Raw genomic sequence first — 14,884 nt, forward strand, 5'->3', positions numbered from 1 at the left:
GGCACGGTCCGACGGTATCGGCGCGTTCACGCGACGTCAGTCGGTAGAACTACGGACCCGGGCGGGATCACCCACCCCACTTCGGGGGCGGGGACGGAACGGCCGTCGCGAGTTCCGGTGGGGCCCCTGTGGTCCGACCGTCAGGCTTCACGCGGGTTCGCGGGCTCTGGCGGCGCGAAGCTCTGCAGGAACGCGAAGTGCTCGCGGAGCGCCGTCGACCCCATCGCGGTGAGTGAGACCCAGCTGCGCGCCTGTCCCTTGGCGCGTTGCACACGGCGGAGGTCGACGTAGCCCGCATCGGTGAGGATGCGGAGGTGTTCGCTGAGGGTGGCGTCCGAGACGTCGAGCGCCTCGCGCAGGACGCCGAACTCGACCTCCCCACCGCGCGCCGACACGGCGCAGATCTGCAGCCGCTGCGGCGCGTGGACGACGGCGCCGAAGACCGGCTCCGGAGCACTCACCGTGCGTCGCCTCCAGGCGTGCCGCCGATGTGGTCGCCCGCCCGCTGACCCCCGAAGACCACCGCAGTGACGAGTCCGCCGCGCAGCAGGTGCACCCACCACGGCGAGCGCCTTCGCGCGGCGAGACGGGTCTGTGCGTCGCCGGTTCCGGTTCGGCGCATGGCACGACCAGGCGTGCAAGGAGGGCACGAGCTCGGGGATGAGTTCGTGCCCTCCGCAGAGGTCGGGTTCAGCCCCAGGGCGCCGGAGTGGGGGCGTCCGCAGGGCTGCCGAGCTGCCCCATGAGGCCGGCGAAGTCCTCGAGGTGCCAGGTCGCCACGATCCTCCCGTCGCGGACCTGGTGCACGTCCATGGTGCGCATCTCGATGCGCCTGCCGGTGGGCTCGTGACCCATGAAGGCGCCCTGGTGCGTGCCGGAGACGGTGTTGCGGACCGCGACCTTGTCGCCCTGGACGATGATGTCCTGGTGCGCGACGTCGTAGTCGGGCATGGCGTGACGGAAGAGGGCGATCTGGGCGGCCATGCCGGCGGGTCCCTGCTGCTGGCCCGGGGCCAGGGGCAGGTCGATCCAGTCCTCCGCCAGGACCTCGTCGTAGCCGGTGGTGTCGCCGGTGCGGAAGGGCTCGTAGAACGCCCGCACGATGTTCTCCGTGGCGGTGTCGTCGGTGTCGTTCTGCTCGTTCGTGGTGCTCATGAGGGTGGACCTTTCGAGATGGTCGATGCGAGGTGGAAAGAGGAGCGAGTTGAGGGCGGCGAGACGCGCAGGGAGTGCTGGGCGGATCTAGCCGAGGGCGAGGACGAGGCCGGCGATGACGAGCACGAGTGCCGTCGCGCCGTGGACGCCGAGGGCCTGGCGGAGCGTGCCACCGTTGGTGACGACGATGATCGCGTCACCGATCGGCGTGATCGCCGCGGCGAGAAGAGCCCACCCGAACACGTGCGGGCCGGCGACGAGCAGGACCACCAGCGGCACGATGCCGGAGGTGATGTCACGGACACCCTTGATGCTGGTGAACGCACGACGGCGGTCCTCGCCGACACCGAACCCGGCGGTGGCGACCCTCGGCGCGAGGAGGAAGCGGCCGCCGATGAAGAGGATGAAGAGGCAACCGAGGATGGCGACCAGGAGCGCGGCGAAGATCATGGGACGAACCTTTCTGTCGTTACATAACGTCGTTCTGCAACGAACGTAGCACGACGACGGTGCTTCGTCTACCGCTGTTACCTAACTTCGTTCTGCTACTGTGGCGCCATGTCACCACGACCAGCTCCCGACCTCGCCCTCCGGCGTGACCAGATCACCCGAGCGGCTCGCAGCATCGCGGAAGCAGAGGGCTGGGAAGCCGTCACCATGCGTCGGCTCGCATCCGAGATCGGGGTGACGCAGCCGGTCATCTACTCCGCGTTCGCCGGCGGCCGACAGGCGCTCATCGACGCCGTCGCGCTCGGCGGGTTCGATGCGATCGCGACCGCACTCGAAGACGTCCCCGCCGAACCCCTCGCGCGGATGCAGGCGTACCTCGACTTCGCCGCCGCCCAGCCGCACGTCTACGCGGCGATGTTCTCGATGCCGTCGGGACTCGAGTTCGGGACGGGGACCGGACCAGATGCCCTCGAGCGTGCCTTCGCCGCGATCCGGGCGGCGTTCCCTGGTCCCGACGACACCGACGCCGAGGTGGCGTGGGCGACGGTGCACGGTCTGGCGACCCTCGAGATCAGCGGGCGGTTGCCCGCCACGAGGTCCCGTGCACGACTCGACCACGCTCACCGGGCTCTGGCCCGAGGGCAGGACAGAGCCGCAGTCCCCACGAGCTCCCGGTCCCGGGACGACCTCCGCGTGGCCGACTGAGCCGACGTCCGTCAGTCCGAGACGTCCGCCAAGGTCGCCGCCACGAACGACGCCAGCGCGTCCGCCCCGGAGTGGTCGTCGGCCGTGACGGTCACCACGGCGTCCGCCGCCGGGTCGAAGAGGAGCATCTGCCCGCCCGCCCCGTGCAGCCGCCAGAGCTGCGCCGGCCCGTCCCACCCGGCGAGTGCGTACCGCTCGTACGCCGGGTCCCGACCGGCCACGACCCAGTCGGCGTGCAGGGCGTCGACCCACTGCGCCGCGACGAGCTGCTGCCCGCCGACCCGGCCTCGGTCGCGGACGAGTCGACCGATCCGTGCGACCTCGGCGGTCCGGAGGAACAGCCCGCCCCCGGCCGCGACGGAACCGTTCGGGCACCGCTCCCACTCGGCGCCGTCGATGCCGAGCGGGGTGAGCAGCCGGTCCTGCACGAAGCGGCCGACGTCACCGACTCGGGTCGCCAGGACACGCATCGCCGTGTAGGTACTGGCGTTCGCGTACTGGAACACCCGGCCCCGGCTCGGGCGCCCGAGGAACTCGACGGCCAGGTCCGGCCAGTCGGTGAGGAGCGTCGGGGTCCAGGGCAGGTCGACACCGCTCGTCATGCTGAGCAGGCGACGGAGCGTGACACGCTGCGTGCCCTCGCCGAACCGGACCTCGGGCAGGTACTCCGACACCGGCACGTCGATGTCGACCACGCCGTCGTCGGCGGCGATCCCGACCGCCAGGACGCAGACGCCCTTCGCGATCGACTGCACGTCCTCCGGTTCGTCGGGCGTCCAGCGGTGGTCGGCGACGTCGTCGCGGACGAGCACGTGCAGCCCGTGGGCGCCGAAACCGCTCCGGGTGACCTCGGCCACGACGGCGTCCCGGACGGTGTGCGCGCGAGTCATCCCGCCATCCTCTCGTGCGCGAACAGCCCTCGGAGCGGGTGCGGGGATCAGAGGTCGTCCGCGCCAGCGTGCCCGCCCCCCAGTCGAACCTCGACGCTCGCGATGTCGGCGCGGGGCACGTCCGTCGTGGCGGACAGGCCACGGGCCTCCCGTCCGGCCGCCGTCCACGACGTCGAACCCGGACTTGTCGGTGAGGCGTACCGGTCCGCCGAGGAGCCAGCCGACGCGGTGCGCGACCGAGGCGAGGGTGCTCTCGTGGCCGGTGAGGGGCCTGGTCGGTCTGCAGGGCCTCGTCACGGAAGTAGGCGTCGCGCGCGGCTTCCGGCGTGCTGATCTTGCCGACTCCCGCCACCGCGATGGCGATGGCGATGGCGATGGCGATGGCGATGGCGACCTTGGTACGAGTGCGCATTCCCACACCCAGGACACGAGACGGCCTGCTGGATCGTCCACGGACCGATCGGCTCATCGGGAACGCCCACCTCCGGGCCACTAGTCTGTGCGATCGGACAGCTTGCCCGGACCGTCGAGGAGACCACCACATGTCAGTCGGACTGCTCGCCGTCGTGGACGACATCCTCAGCGCGGCGCTCAAGGCCAGCGCGAAGACCGCGGGCGTCGTCATCGACGACGCCGCCGTCACCCCGCAGTACGTGCAGGGCCTGGCGCCAGCGCGGGAGCTCCCCGTGGTCGGTCGGATCGCCCTCGGCAGCCTGTTCAACAAGTTCGTCATCATCATCCCCCTGGCGCTGCTGCTGTCGGCCTTCGCGCCCTGGGTCCTGCCGTGGTTGCTCGTCATCGGCGGCACCTACCTGTGCTTCGAGGGGGCCGAGAAGGTCACCGAGTGGTTCGGCGTGCACCACGAGGCCGCCTCGGACGAGGCCGCGAGCGAGCCGAAGCTCGTGTTCGGCGCGATCCGCACCGACCTCATCCTCAGCACCGAGATCATGCTCATCGGGCTCGCCAGCCTGGACACCGACCTGGGCTTCTGGCCGACCCTCGGTGCGCTCGCGGTGATCGGCCTCGGCATGACCCTGCTGGTCTACGGCGCCGTCGCACTGCTGGTGAAGATCGACGACATCGGCCTGCAGATGATGAAGAACCCGGTCCGGCGCACCCGTCGCGCCGGCGCCCGGATCGTCCGCGCGATGCCGGCCGTGTTCCGGGTGATCAGCATCGTCGGCACCGTCGCGATGCTCTGGGTCGGCGGCCACCTGGTCATCGCGAACCTGGCGGAGACGTTCTGGGCCGGGCCGTACGAGCTGCTGCACCACGTCGAGCACGCCGTCCGGGGTGCCGGCCCCGTCGTCACGTGGGTCGTCGACACGGCGATCTCGGCCGTCGCGGGACTCGTCCTCGGCATGGTCGTCGTCGGGATCGTGCTGGGGATCGGGCGACTGCGGGGCCGCGCGCACTGACGGCCTCGGCCCGCGACCTGCCGTTGATCGACGCTGTCGGAGACGAATGAGGACCGCGTCGGCCCGCAGAGGTGTGAGTATGTGGCCATGGTGAGTGACGAGACGGCCGACGTGTCGGAGATCCACGGGCCGGCGTGGGAGCGCACCGTGCTGCTCGTGATCCCGCCGAACGACGTCGACGAGGTGCACGAGTCGGTCGATGACCTCTGGCACCTGAACACCGACCTCGGCAGTGGCGAGCGAGCGCGGTTCGAGACCGCACTGCTCGAACTCGCCGGGAACGTCATCGAGCACACCGAGGGCAGCGAGCGGTTGCTGTGCGAGCTGACACTCCGCCGGACGTCGACGGCGCTGGAGGCGCTGCTCAGCGACAGCGGTGCCGAGGTGCGCGTGCCGTTCCGCACCACGATGCCGGACCCCGAGGAGATGGCGGAGTCCGGGCGCGGCATCGCGATGATCGAACTGCTGATGGACGACTTCTCCTACGAGCGCGATCCCGAGGGGAACCGGTGGCGACTGGTGATGCGCCTCCCCGGGCCGCTGCAGCGAGAGCACCACGTCGCCACCGGCGGGACGGGCTCATCGTGAGCAGATCGGCGGGCGACGGCCGGAGACGGCGGAGTCCGTCCGGATGGACGGTGACGATCGCTCCGGGGTCACCGCTCCGTCGTGCGGGGCTGGCGGACCGGTTCCGTGTCGTTGGTGACAGCCCAGTGCGCGAGCAGTTGCAGGCTGTCGTGTGAGGCTGATCCGGGTGATGCGAGGTAGGTGACCAGCGCGAGTCCGCGACGGGAGCCGATGTCGAGCGACTCGAACGTCAGGTCGAGGTCACCGACGATCGGGTGGTGCACCAGTTTCTCGCCCGACCTGTGTTCCCGCACCGTGTGGCTGGCCCAGAGGGTGCGGAATGCCTCGCTCGCCACCGACAGCTCGCCGACGAGCGTGGTGAGTGCGCGGTCGCCGGGAGTGCGGGCCGCCTCGGTCCGGAGCACCGCGACGCTCTGTTCGGCAACGCTGTCCCAGTCGCGGTAGAAGTCGTGCGACCGGGGGTCGAGGAAGATGTACCGGCCGAAGTCCACCGACCGGCCCGGAGTACCGAAGAGGTCACTGTAGAACGCGCGACCGAGCCGGTTCGACGCGACCACGTCGAGCGTGCTGTTCTGCACGATCACCGGCATGTCCGTCATGCCGTCCACGATCTGCTGCACGCTCGCACTGACGTGCTGTGGTCGTTGTGCGGTGCGCCGCGTCCGGAGGCTCGTGGGCGCGTTGGCAGCACGAACGAGGTCGACCAGATGCGTGGCTTCGACATCGTCGAGGAGCAGGGCGCGGGTGACGCCGTCGAGGACGCTGTCGGAGACGCCGGTCGCGTTGCCGCGTTCGAGGCGGGTGTAGTACTCGACGCTGATCCCGGCGACGAGAGCCACTTCCTCCCGTCGGAGTCCCGCGACTCGGCGGCGTCCGCCGAAGTCGGGCAGGCCGATCTGCTCCGGGGTGAGCCGTGCCCGCCGCGATGTCAGGAAGTCGCGGATCTCCGCCTGGGTGTCCACCCGTCGACGGTACGTCACTCCGGTACCCCGAGAGGGTCCCTGTCAGTGACCGTGTCGGCGGGGTCTGGCTCCGTCTGAGGCGGCGACGTTGACTTGCAGCGTTCCCGACAGGAAGGCACTCCCATGACCGACTCCACGGTTTGGTTCATCACCGGCGCAGCACGCGGGATGGGCATCGACCTGACCAGGGCCGCCCTCGCCGCCGGCCACCGCGTCGTCGCGACCGCGCGTGACGCTGCGAAGGTCACCGACCTGTTCGGTGACCAGGAGAACCTGCTGGCGGTGTCACTCGACATCACCGACGAGCGCGCCGCCCGGGCAGCCACCGACGCTGCCGTCGCCCACTTCGGTCGCATCGACGTGCTCGTCAACAACGCCGGCTTGTTCTACGCCGGGTTCTTCGAGGAGATCAGCCCGGCGCAGATGCGGCAGCAGATGGAGACGAACTTCTTCGGCCCGCTCACCGTCACCCGCGCGGTCCTGCCCGTCATGCGTCGTCAGCGCAGCGGTCAGGTCATCACGATCAGCTCGACAGCGGGCATCGTCGGTCAGGAGTTCGTCGCGGCGTACTGCGCATCGAAGTTCGCGCTCGAGGGATGGATGGAGTCGATCCGCTACGACCTCGCTCCGTACGGCATCGCGACGATGATCGTCGAGCCCGGCTTCTTCCGCACCGAACTGCTCGTCGAAGGCTCGTCGACGATCTGGCCCGAGCTGTCGGTCGAGGACTACGCCGAGCGCACCGCGACGACGATCGAGGCGTGGAAGGGCATGAACGGCAAGCAAGGAGGGGACCCCGCCAAGCTCGCGGCCGCCCTGGTCTCCTTGACCGATTCCGGCGAAGCCCCACTGCGCTGGGTCGCGGGCGCCGATGCCGTGCAGACCGCCCTCGGCAAGGCGAACCTGCTCCTCGAGCAGGTCGCGGCACACGAGCAGCTGTCCTCCTCGCTCGCCCACGACGCCTGATCCCCTGACCGACCACCGGTTGTCTGCCGCCGCGCATCCGCCGGCGCGGTCACGCTCGACTGCGCCGTCGTGACCTCCCCGGTTCGGACCTCCGGATCATCGCCCACTCCGCCGCCGCAGGCAGCTCCGGTACGACTGGAGGCCGTTGCTCAGAACGAGCAACGGCCTCCACTCCCGGTCACCAACTCGGGTTCCGCACGTCACGTGCTGGTGTTCCCCGCCCGGTCACGGACCGGGCCGGGGTGAGACTTCGGGTCAGTTGGAGCGCCCGTTGCCGTCGCGACGGTCGTCGTCGTCCTCGGGCTTGCGCACGCCGGCCTTGGCGATGCCGCGGCTGAGGATGTAGGCCATCGTCACGAGCGCGACGTAGAACCAGGCCTGGTCGGCACCGAAACCGGTGTGGCCCTCGTCGGCGTTGTCGACGACCGCCGACGCGATGAGGATGGCGAGCGACACCACGATCCACGCGTAGAACTCCGTGGTCTTCAGTGCGGACTTCGTCTCGTTCCAAGTGCGACGGACGACGTTGTCGTGTCGTGCGGGGTTTCCTGCCGTGTTCGACATGGGTGTCTCCTTCACATTCTGTGCCGCCGGACCCCGGCGGCATCGTTGCGGTCCACACTTGTCTCGCGTCGCTGATTACCAACCCAGTTTCGTTTCCCAGCCGCACGGCCGGGCAGGGGCCCCCGCGGTCGAGGCGCTGCAGTCACTGGGGCGACCGCGACCGCGACCGCGGACCTGGCCCGGGCGTACGGCCACATCCGCCGACCGTTGATCGCCGTGATCAACGAACGGGCGAGGGGGCAGGCGAGGCGACCGTGCGCCGTGCCGTCGCGGAAATGGACTCGCACCTGCCGGACACGATCACGATGGCGGACATCGCCGCCGCCCCGTGCATCACCCCGTCGTCTGCAGGTCGGGTTCCAGCTGACAGCCGACGGTCGGCGCCTGCCGTCAGGTGCGGGGATGCGCGGTGATGAGGACGGCGCGGGTGCGGTCGGTGATGTCGTCGACGAACTCCTGATGCGCTGGCTCGAGGACGTCGTCGGAAGCGTCTTCTGTGAGCACGGGGATCCCCGGGCCGAGCACCAGGTTGACGGACGTGTTCGCGCCGCTCAGATCGACTGCCGGCATCGTCACGACGTCCGCGCGCGAGCTCTGACTCAACGCTGCTGTGTAGCGCAACACGGCGGCAGCGGCCGCGCTGCTGGTGAGGATCGAGGACAGTCCGTAGACGAGGTACATCATGATGATCCGGTTCCGACCTGCTCCTTTCGGCTGGTGCCGAGGAAGGTGCACCTGGTGACGGTGCGGCTGGTCATGTGGGTGGGCACCCGCGACCAGCTCAAAGGGGGCGAATCGTGTGCAGAACGGTGCACGCGATCAACGAGGTCTCGTGCTCCTTGCACGCTACGACTCACTCGTGATTTCCCCGAGGATGCCCGCGCGAAAGGGATGAACGGGCGAACGAGCGTCGACGAGGAAGGTCTGAGCGGCAAGCCGCCGGGTCGCTATGCAGACCGTTCGTCTCCACGGAGCCCGCCGAGAAACTCCGGGAGCTGGACGCAGCGACTGCTTCCGTGCGAGACATCACCCGACGGTGGGGCTCTGCACACATGGGCCGGTTCTCCGGCGCCTACCAAGCGTTCGGTGAGTACCCGCGAACGACCTTGCGGAACCGACCCGCCTCCGGATCCGGGATCCTCCGCTGTCGGCGGTGTTCCGCGTGCCGCTCCCTGACCGTGCGCTCCCATCCGGAGCGGAGACTGCTGACAGCTACCAGGACGGCGACGGAGGAGGAACCGTGACGGAACTCGATCGACGGACCAAGGTCCTGGGACGGTTGATCGGGCTGGCGTCCGTGACCCGCCGGTCCGAGGCGCAGATCGTCGCCGACCAGCAGCGGGTGGTCGGCCACAACGCCGTCACGGACCTGCTGCTCGGCGGACTCGCTCCCGGGGTCAGCGTCCGCGACACGACCGCCGCGGGACAGGACGGACCGATCGGGGTGCGCGTGTACCGTCCGACGACGTTCACCGGGACCCCACCGCTCGTGGTCCTCGCGCACGGTGGCGGCTGGACCTCGGGCACGCTCGACACCTACGACTGGCTGGCGTCGAACATCGCTCGGGACGCCCGGGTGGTGGTCGCGTCCCTGGACTACCGCCTCGCGCCGGGGCACCGCTGGCCCGCGGCCGCCGAGGACTCGTACGCAGCCACGGTGGACCTCGTCGGTCGCGCATCGGAACTCGGTGCCGACACGACCCGGGTCGCGGTCGTCGGTGACAGTGCCGGCGGGAACCTGGCCGCCGTCGTCGCCCTGATGGCACGCGACCGCTCCGGCCCGGCGATCGCGTTCCAGGCACTCCTCTACCCGGCGACCGACCTGACGATGGCGAGCCCGTCGATCGACGAGAACGCCACCGCCCCGATCCTGACCAAGGCCGACATGCTCGCGTTCCGCCGCCACTACCTCGGTGGCGCGGACCCGCGCGAGCCGTACGCGTCACCGCTGTTCGCGGACCTGGCCGGGCTCCCGCCCGCCCTGGTGCAGGTCGCCGAGCACGACCCGCTCCGGGACGACGGGCTCCGGTTCGCCACAGCGCTGCAGGACGCAGGGGTCGCCGTCCGGACCACGACGTACTTCGGCATGCCGCACGGCTTCATGGCCTTCCCGCGCATCAGTCGTGCTGTGCCGCAGGCGCTCGGCGAGCTGTGCCAGGAGCTCCGCCGGGCACTCGCCGTGTCCTGACCCGAGACCGGGTGTCCATCCGGTGACGGGTGTACACCACGAGCGGTCGGCAGGCGCCGACGGCTCAGTACGAGCCGACGGCCACGCTGTGCGCCCACGCACCACACGGGGTGCCGTACCGACCGGCGATGTAGTCGAGCCCCCAGGTGATCTGCGTCGCGGGATTGGTCTGCCAGTCGGCTCCGGCTGACGCCATCTTCGACCCCGGATACGCCTGCGGGATGCCGTACGCACCGTTGGGGTTGGCGGCCGTGGTGCGCCACCCGGACTCGCGGTCCCAGAGGGACACGAGACAGCCGAAGTCGTCACTGCTCCAGCCGCGAGCCGTGACCATGTCAGCGGCGATCGCCTGGGCGCTCCCGGGGGTCGGTGTCGGGACGACCGGGACGGGGGCCGGTGTGGCGGCGGGCTTCGGGGCGACCGCGCTGGCGGCCACGGACTGCACCGCCGGGGCAGTGGTCGGGGCAGCCGGAGTCTGCGGTTTCGGTTTCGGCTTCGGCTTCGGGGCCTGCACCGTGAAGCCGTCGCGGTCGACGGCGAGCTCGACCGCGCCCTGCGTGGAGAACGTCTGCACGGCGGGGGCCGTCGCCGATGCCGGGACGACCGCCGTCGCGGGGTCGGCGAAGGCCGGGAGGGTCAGCTGCGTCGCGAGGAGGGCGACGGGCGTCGCGAACGCCACGGCCGCGGCGACGCGACGGGCCGCCGAACGATGCGCGGCGGCGGGGTGGGCGGCGGGGCGGCGGGGCGTGCGGTGATCCGGTGCTGCCGACGAGGGTGTCGATGACCGGGACGGCAGCGGCGCACGGGGCAACGGGCCGGGACCTCGACGGGCGCGCGAGGTCGACACCGAGACCGACCGTGGTCCTGCGACCGGACGCTCGAGGGGTGCCGGCGCGGCCACGATCGCCGACTCGGTCGATGGCACTGCGGCGTGTCGGCCCATGCCGGCGAGCGTAGCCCCTCGCCGTGTCGTCGTGGGAGCACGGCTGCTCCGGCGCGGCGCGTGTCAGTCCGCCTGGCCGCCGGAGCCGCGGACGGTCAGCTGCCAGGCGCTGTCCGCCGTGCTGTCGCCGCCACCGAACCCGACGCGGTCGACGTCGTGCCGCCACTTCGCCGGGACCCGGAGGTGCTGCGGCCGTCCGCCGCACTGCATCGGCACCGCGCTGTACGTCACCGTCGTGCCGTGGGACTCGAGCTCGACCTCGGTCGACATCGTGCCGTCGCCGAAGCACGAGAACTCCAGCGCGTCGATCTCCGCCGGCCCCGCGAAGGTCGACGCGACGGAGCCGTGCTCGTGCTCCTCGGTCTGCCCCGCGCTGATCTCGGCGCTGAGCACGACGAGCACGTCGTCGTCACCCTGCACGGCAGCCTCGCTCGAGGCACTCCAGCGTCCGACCGCCGCGGGGTCGACCGGCTCCTGCGTGCAGCCGCCGAGCACCAGCACGGCGCCGAGGGGTGCGATGGCGGCGATCGCGGTGGTCCAGCCCATGGTGCGTCCCCTCGTCTGCGGCGGCGGGAGACCCGTCCACGCCTGCGCGACGTCCCCGTCGAGAACGGTAGCGAGCGGGACCGCGGCGCGGAAGTGGGGCGGGACGGGGTGGCGGATCAGGAGCCACCCCGTCCCGCGGACGCCCGGCCAGGGACCAGGCGTGACGCTGACGGTAGCACTCAGACGCCATCGGCACACTCCTCGGGATCGGTGTCGCCGCAGAACGAACTGCCTGCGTCGACGCGGTCCTCCTGGCACAATGGGGATGCCCCGGGGCCGGATCAGGGTCCTGGGAAGAGAGGGCGGGGGCCTCACCGACCTCCGCCCTCTGCACCCTCCGCGCGGCGACGGTGGCAGCACCCTCAGCGCATCAGCGTCCGGCGCGGCGTCTCTCCGTAGGTCTGTCGGTAGAGCGCCGTGAACCGTCCGGCATTGCTGAAACCCCAGTCGGCCGAGATGCTCGTGACGGTGTCACCCCGCGTCGGGTCGCCGGCGATCAGGTCCGCCCGGGCACCGTCGACCCGCGCCAGCCGGACGTACTCCATCGGCGTCTGCCCGCGCTCCCGGCGGAAGGCCAGGGACAGTCCACGGGTCGAGAGGCGCGCGGCGGCCGCGATGTCCTGCACCGTGATCGGCTCGCGGCGGTGTTCGTCGACCCAGGCGGTCGCACGGCGGACGGCGGCACTCTCCTCCGCACCGCCCCGGGGTTCGGTGACGAGTCCGAAGGCGGAGATGGCGCTCACGACCACGAACCGCGTCGCCTGCGCGCGCAGCAGCTCGTTGCCGTAGACCTCCGGGGTCTCGAGCACCTGCTGCCGGTACTCCTGCACGGTCCGCCGCCACAGCCAGTGCCGGGCGGCGTCGACCGGACGCACGGCACCTTCCGCCAGGCACACGTCCTCGTCGTCCCAGATCTCGCCGGCGACCCGGCGGAGCACCTGGGCAGAGAACGAGCAGGTCGATGCGTAGGCGTGGTCGATGACGAAGTCGAGCTCCTGGTCCGGGGGCATCACGAACGCCTCCCCTTCGCCGACCACGTGCTCGGCTCCCCAGGGGTTGAACGCGTAGGCCCCGGAGTGCACCTGGACGAACATGACCTCGTCGGTGGAGTCGACGGCGACGCGCACCTCCGTGTCCCACTCGATGTCGGCGACGGTGACCGGGTCGCCGACGATCACGTGCTGCCGGTGCGACAGTGCCCGCGTGGTGGGCGCGATGCGGTACCCGAACCCCGTGCTGATCGCTGCGGTGAGTTCGTCGGCATTCGTCGTCTCCACGTCGAGGAACGAAGGACTGCTCATGGGGAGGGGTCTACCACACGTGCCCGCCGGACGGCGGGCACGGATCATCCGCGCAACGAGTCCCGATGGATCCGTCCCCTGCGAACCGCCTGGACGGCGTTACGCTGCCGCCACCCCAACCAGCGCGGCCGTCGTCGTCCGCCCGGTGACAGCGACGTCACCGGGGCCCGACGCGGACCGCACGTCTGCAAGGAAGCAGGTCACGGTGATCCCCCTCTCCCCATCGCCCCTCGGACGAGCACGAACCCGCAGGCGCGTCATCGGCGCGACCGTCGCGGTGAGCGCGGCCGCACTCGGCGTCCTCGCCACGACCCAGACCGCGGTCGCGGCACCACCGGTACCGGCACCCACGACGGACCTCGGCCAGAACGTGCTGGTCTTCTCACCGGACATGCCGCAGGCCGACATCCAGGCGAAGGTCGACGCCGTCTACGAGCAGCAGGTCGACAACGAGATGGGCACGGCTCGGTACGCGCTGCTGTTCAAGCCGGGCACCTACGGTTCGGCGACGAACCCGCTCGACATCCGGGTCGGGTACTACACGGAGGTCGACGGCCTCGGCCAGGACCCGAGCGGCGTGACCATCAACGGCGGTGTCACGGCCACCGGACGCAACGGCAGCGGTTCCCTCGACACCTTCTGGCGGTCGGTGTCGAACCTGACGATCCACGTGGTCCCGACGGCCGACGCCTGCCACACCGGCAACGAGATGTGGGCCGTCTCGCAGGCCGCGCCGATGCGGCGCGTGGACGTGAAGGACTACACGTCCTTCATGCCGTACTGCGAGGACCCGAACTACGCCAGTGGTGGCTTCGTCGCCGACTCGAAGCTCGAGGGCGGCGCGCTGAACGGGTCGCAGCAGCAGTTCTACGTCCGCAACACCGACCTCGGCGCCGGATGGTCGAACGGCGTCTGGAACCAGGTGTTCTCCGGCGACCTGAACGCCCCGGCCCAGTCCTTCCCGGTGCCGCCGTACACGACGCTGACGGCGACGCCGGTCTCCCGCGAGAAGCCGTACCTCTACGTCGACGACCACGGGGCGTACCGCGTGTTCGTGCCGAGCGCCGCGACGAACTCGGTCGGCCCGAGCTGGGCGGACGGGCACACGCCCGGCCGGTCGCTGCCCCTCAGTGACTTCTTCGTCGCGCACCCAACGGACTCGGTGACGACGATCAACGCCGCCCTCGCGAAGGGCAAGAACCTGCTCGTCACGCCGGGCGTCTACGACGTCGCGAAGAGCATCGCCGTGAAGCGCGCCGACACCGTCGTGCTGGGGCTCGGCCTGGCCACGCTCACCCCCCAGAACGGCGCCGTCCCGATGGTCGTCGGCGACGTGCGCGGTGTCGACATCGCCGGCCTGACCTTCGACGCCGGCACCGTCAACTCGCCGACGCTGCTGAAGATCGGCAGCGGCCACCACAAGGTCGACCGGAACCCTGCCACCGCCGGCAGCGCCGCCGACCCGACCGCCCTGCAGGACGTGTTCTTCCGCATCGGCGGTCCGCACGTCGGCAAGGCCACGACGAGCCTCGAGGTCAACAGCAGCCACACGATCCTCGACGACATCTGGGCCTGGCGCGCCGACCACGGCGTCGCCGGATCCGTCGGCTGGACCGTCAACACGGCCGACACCGGAGTCGTCGTGAACGGTGACGACGTCACCGCCACCGGCCTGTTCGTCGAGCACTACCAGAAGTACAACGTGATCTGGAACGGCGAGCGCGGGCGGACCGTGTTCTTCCAGAACGAGCTGCCCTACGACGCACCGGACCAGGCATCGTGGCGGCACCAGAAGGTCAACGGTTGGGCGGCGTACAAGGTCTCGGACAAGGTCAAGACGCACGAAGCCTGGGGTCTCGGCAGCTACATCTTCACCAACGTGAACCCCACGCTCCACGCGACGCAGTCGTTCGAGGTCCCGGACCGTCCGGGCGTGGTCATGCACGACATGACCACCGTCGCGCTCAACACGAACGCGGGGACCATCGACCACGTCATCAACGGGCAGGGATCGGCGGCGACGGGCGCGGTGTCCGGGCAGCCGCAGACCGTGACGCGGTACTCGAACAAGACGGTGCAGTAGCGGACGCGCGCTGACCCGACTGGGTGAGCCGAGCCTCCCGTCCGTCACGATGACGGGCGGGAGGCTCGGTGGCAGCCGGGCCCCGTTCCTCGACGGCCCAGCATCAGCACGCGGGTACGGTCCGG

General features: G+C 70.6%; 16 protein-coding genes. 6 read left to right on the top strand and 10 right to left on the bottom strand.

All coding sequences use genetic code 11. From position 1 onward, the window contains the following. Nucleotides 1–140 precede the first annotated feature (140 nt). The 3 genes from DEJ31_RS07580 to DEJ31_RS07590 all read right to left on the bottom strand — a co-directional run bounded on the left by DEJ31_RS07580 (nucleotide 141) and on the right by DEJ31_RS07590 (nucleotide 1,605). Nucleotides 141–461 (bottom strand): transcriptional regulator, encoded by a 321-nt coding sequence (locus DEJ31_RS07580; RefSeq protein ID WP_111121570.1) that lies wholly within the window; start codon nucleotides 459–461, stop codon nucleotides 141–143. 229 nt (nucleotides 462–690) lie between these two features. After that, entirely contained in the window at nucleotides 691–1,155 is a 465-nt protein-coding gene (locus DEJ31_RS07585; RefSeq protein ID WP_111043684.1) for an ester cyclase, read from the bottom strand. A gap of 87 nt (nucleotides 1,156–1,242) precedes the next feature. After that, nucleotides 1,243–1,605: a DUF4267 domain-containing protein gene (locus DEJ31_RS07590; protein ID WP_110905145.1), complete on the bottom strand. Its 363-nt coding sequence runs from the start codon at nucleotides 1,603–1,605 to the stop codon at nucleotides 1,243–1,245. A gap of 108 nt (nucleotides 1,606–1,713) precedes the next feature. Here DEJ31_RS07590 and DEJ31_RS07595 point away from each other — a divergent pair, with 108 nt between their 5' ends. After that, a complete protein-coding gene (locus DEJ31_RS07595; RefSeq protein ID WP_110905146.1) occupies nucleotides 1,714–2,310 on the top strand; it encodes a TetR/AcrR family transcriptional regulator in 597 nt (198 codons plus the stop codon). Nucleotides 2,311–2,321: 11 nt separating this feature from the next. Here DEJ31_RS07595 and DEJ31_RS07600 read toward each other — a convergent pair whose 3' ends face one another. Continuing rightward, a complete protein-coding gene (locus tag DEJ31_RS07600; RefSeq protein ID WP_110905147.1) occupies nucleotides 2,322–3,200 on the bottom strand; it encodes a serine hydrolase in 879 nt (292 codons plus the stop codon). Nucleotides 3,201–3,742: 542 nt separating this feature from the next. Here DEJ31_RS07600 and DEJ31_RS07610 point away from each other — a divergent pair. Both DEJ31_RS07610 and DEJ31_RS07615 read left to right on the top strand, forming a co-directional pair. Then, nucleotides 3,743–4,618 carry a DUF808 domain-containing protein gene (locus DEJ31_RS07610; RefSeq protein ID WP_110905149.1) on the top strand — a complete coding sequence of 292 codons (876 nt, stop codon included), beginning with the start codon at nucleotides 3,743–3,745 and terminating at the stop codon, nucleotides 4,616–4,618. A gap of 87 nt (nucleotides 4,619–4,705) precedes the next feature. Continuing rightward, on the top strand, nucleotides 4,706–5,206 hold the full coding sequence (locus tag DEJ31_RS07615; protein ID WP_110905150.1) for an ATP-binding protein: 501 nt from the start codon (nucleotides 4,706–4,708) through the stop codon (nucleotides 5,204–5,206). A 68-nt stretch (nucleotides 5,207–5,274) separates the two neighbouring features. Here the strand turns inward: DEJ31_RS07615 and DEJ31_RS07620 are convergent, their stop codons facing one another. Further along, on the bottom strand, nucleotides 5,275–6,168 hold the full coding sequence (locus DEJ31_RS07620) for a helix-turn-helix domain-containing protein (RefSeq protein WP_110905151.1): 894 nt from the start codon (nucleotides 6,166–6,168) through the stop codon (nucleotides 5,275–5,277). 123 nt (nucleotides 6,169–6,291) lie between these two features. Here DEJ31_RS07620 and DEJ31_RS07625 point away from each other — a divergent pair, with 123 nt between their 5' ends. Then, nucleotides 6,292–7,134 carry an SDR family NAD(P)-dependent oxidoreductase gene (locus DEJ31_RS07625; RefSeq protein WP_111121571.1) on the top strand — a complete coding sequence of 281 codons (843 nt, stop codon included), beginning with the start codon at nucleotides 6,292–6,294 and terminating at the stop codon, nucleotides 7,132–7,134. A 255-nt stretch (nucleotides 7,135–7,389) separates the two neighbouring features. On the opposite strand, the gene DEJ31_RS07630 is transcribed toward DEJ31_RS07625, so the two are convergent. Together DEJ31_RS07630 and DEJ31_RS07635 are read right to left on the bottom strand one after the other, a co-directional pair. Continuing rightward, nucleotides 7,390–7,698, bottom strand: coding sequence for a hypothetical protein (locus DEJ31_RS07630; RefSeq protein ID WP_110904327.1), 309 nt, complete (start codon nucleotides 7,696–7,698; stop codon nucleotides 7,390–7,392). 390 nt (nucleotides 7,699–8,088) lie between these two features. Then, nucleotides 8,089–8,382, bottom strand: coding sequence for a hypothetical protein (locus DEJ31_RS07635; protein WP_110905153.1), 294 nt, complete (start codon nucleotides 8,380–8,382; stop codon nucleotides 8,089–8,091). A 556-nt stretch (nucleotides 8,383–8,938) separates the two neighbouring features. On the opposite strand from DEJ31_RS07635, the gene DEJ31_RS07640 reads away from it, so the two are divergent. After that, entirely contained in the window at nucleotides 8,939–9,886 is a 948-nt protein-coding gene (locus DEJ31_RS07640) for an alpha/beta hydrolase (protein WP_111121572.1), read from the top strand. 64 nt (nucleotides 9,887–9,950) lie between these two features. Here the strand turns inward: DEJ31_RS07640 and DEJ31_RS17570 are convergent, their stop codons facing one another. The 3 genes from DEJ31_RS17570 to DEJ31_RS07655 all read right to left on the bottom strand — a co-directional run bounded on the left by DEJ31_RS17570 (nucleotide 9,951) and on the right by DEJ31_RS07655 (nucleotide 12,676). Beyond that, complete coding sequence (locus tag DEJ31_RS17570) at nucleotides 9,951–10,829, bottom strand: lytic transglycosylase domain-containing protein (protein WP_258366222.1); 879 nt, start codon at nucleotides 10,827–10,829, stop codon at nucleotides 9,951–9,953. A 63-nt stretch (nucleotides 10,830–10,892) separates the two neighbouring features. Continuing rightward, on the bottom strand, nucleotides 10,893–11,375 hold the full coding sequence (locus tag DEJ31_RS07650) for a hypothetical protein (RefSeq protein WP_111121573.1): 483 nt from the start codon (nucleotides 11,373–11,375) through the stop codon (nucleotides 10,893–10,895). A gap of 362 nt (nucleotides 11,376–11,737) precedes the next feature. Further along, nucleotides 11,738–12,676 (bottom strand): AraC family transcriptional regulator, encoded by a 939-nt coding sequence (locus tag DEJ31_RS07655; protein ID WP_181433473.1) that lies wholly within the window; start codon nucleotides 12,674–12,676, stop codon nucleotides 11,738–11,740. Nucleotides 12,677–12,881: 205 nt separating this feature from the next. Between DEJ31_RS07655 and DEJ31_RS07665 the strand changes: the two genes are divergently transcribed. Continuing rightward, nucleotides 12,882–14,759, top strand: coding sequence for an adenylyl cyclase (locus DEJ31_RS07665; RefSeq protein ID WP_181433474.1), 1,878 nt, complete (start codon nucleotides 12,882–12,884; stop codon nucleotides 14,757–14,759). Nucleotides 14,760–14,884: the final 125 nt, after the last annotated feature.

Source organism: Curtobacterium sp. MCPF17_031, assembly GCF_003234035.1.
Taxonomy (GTDB): Bacteria; Actinomycetota; Actinomycetes; order Actinomycetales; family Microbacteriaceae; genus Curtobacterium.